The sequence below is a fragment of the Arsenophonus nasoniae DSM 15247 genome (assembly GCF_000429565.1).
Taxonomy (GTDB): Bacteria; Pseudomonadota; Gammaproteobacteria; order Enterobacterales; family Enterobacteriaceae; genus Arsenophonus; species Arsenophonus nasoniae.
Genome location: NZ_AUCC01000228.1, coordinates 1 through 1496, shown reverse-complemented (window position 1 = coordinate 1496; position 1496 = coordinate 1). Strand labels below are relative to the sequence as shown.

The following is a 1496-nucleotide window of genomic DNA, read 5'->3' as shown; positions in this document are numbered from 1 at the left end:
CAACGAGAAAACTGTCAGAATTTAATAGAAATATTGAGTTCAAAACACTTCCATTAATGCCTTACTGTATTGATTGAGATTCCTAACCATGAACGTTATGCCGAGGCTTATCAGATGCAACAAACCGTATTAAAACGGCTTCCTGAAAAAATCCAAAAGCAATTTGAAGAAGAAAAAAGGAAATTACTGAATGAGCATTAAATTCCGCTTCCTCGACAATGCTGTTCGGTGCTCGCAAGCTGCGCTCCGCCTCAGCATCGTCTGTGGGGAGCGGATTGATATTTATTAAGCATTCATTCTGGCAATGACAAAAATAACCACCGCCATTATCAAAAATATCAAAAGGGGGAGTCCAATTGTAAATTTTAAATACTTCACAAATGACTTAACCAGTGCTTGTTCTACGGCTTTTTGTATTATTTTTTCTAATTCTAATGGAGTAATGTTCATTTGTTTAACACTTCGTTTAGTTACTAAGGATTAAATTAGCATGAAAACCTGTAGATTGATGGGTTGATTTATTTCGTCGTGCCAAACGTTGCAGATTATCCTCAACATCCGCTTGGGTGACCTCTCCGACTATCTGACCGTCTTTGTCATAACGACTAGCCCCTAACTGGATAAGTGCGCGATAATCAGCGTGATGCCCAATACTGCCTAAACAGGCTCTCAAACGCCTTCTGGCTATCGGTAAACACTTATCCTTAACCTCTTGCCACATATCCTGCTGGATACCAATTTTCATTGGGCATAACTTGCCATCAGGGAAAAGATAAGGCCAAAACGTGGTTATCTGTGAGATGGCTTCTTCTAACGGCAATCGCTTTTTAGGCGGTGTAGGTGGTTTTGGTATTTTAACCTTCACTTCCTGTTTAGGTTTAACTACCGATTTATGGGACTGCTGTTTTACTACCTTTTGGGGTTTCGGTTTTTTTGCCTGTTTTTTGGGCGCAGCATTGACCCAGACCTTTTTACCGTAAACAGGGTTACTCGAGGTCTGATCTTCTTGTGAAGCCTTTCTAGGGCGATTAAGGCTTAATTTCTTGCGTTCCGTCATCGTTTTAATCTTTAAACAGGTTACTCATTTCAGTATCAGTGAGACCCGTTGATAGTTTCACGATATCTCTTTCTACGCCTTTCTCAAGAAGTTGGCGCGCTATCTTCATCGAAGCTTGTTTCTCGCCTTCTTGAATTCCTTCAAGTTTACCTTTTTGAACACCTTTTTGTTCACCAATTTGAATACCCTTTTGAATACCTATTTCTTCAATTTGTTGAGCAATCGTCATAAGTGCTCCTTCGTGTTTCTCTGATTGCTTGGCTATCTCAGTGATAAATTCCATTGGCTTTTTGGCGTTACCTTCCTGAATGAGATAGTTAAACATAGTAATAACTTGATTATCGGTATAATAATTATACGACAGCAGTGTCACAATTTCATCAAAAAGCTCTGTCATATCCCTTCGGCGAATGTGCTTCTGTATCAGCGTTAACAAAGC

General features: G+C 39.6%; 2 protein-coding genes and 1 pseudogene. 1 reads left to right on the top strand and 2 read right to left on the bottom strand.

The window, feature by feature from the left end; translation table 11 throughout:
• Nucleotides 1–69 precede the first annotated feature (69 nt).
• Nucleotides 70–201 (top strand): hypothetical protein, encoded by a 132-nt coding sequence (locus tag G468_RS25165; RefSeq protein ID WP_276324693.1) that lies wholly within the window; start codon nucleotides 70–72, stop codon nucleotides 199–201.
• Between the two features lie 265 nt (nucleotides 202–466).
• Here the strand turns inward: G468_RS25165 and G468_RS0117775 are convergent, their stop codons facing one another.
• Together G468_RS0117775 and G468_RS0117770 are read right to left on the bottom strand one after the other, a co-directional pair.
• Nucleotides 467–1057: a ProQ/FINO family protein gene (locus tag G468_RS0117775; protein WP_026824123.1), complete on the bottom strand. Its 591-nt coding sequence runs from the start codon at nucleotides 1055–1057 to the stop codon at nucleotides 467–469.
• A 4-nt stretch (nucleotides 1058–1061) separates the two neighbouring features.
• A pseudogene (locus G468_RS0117770) lies at nucleotides 1062–1496 on the bottom strand (Rpn family recombination-promoting nuclease/putative transposase); the annotation flags it as partial.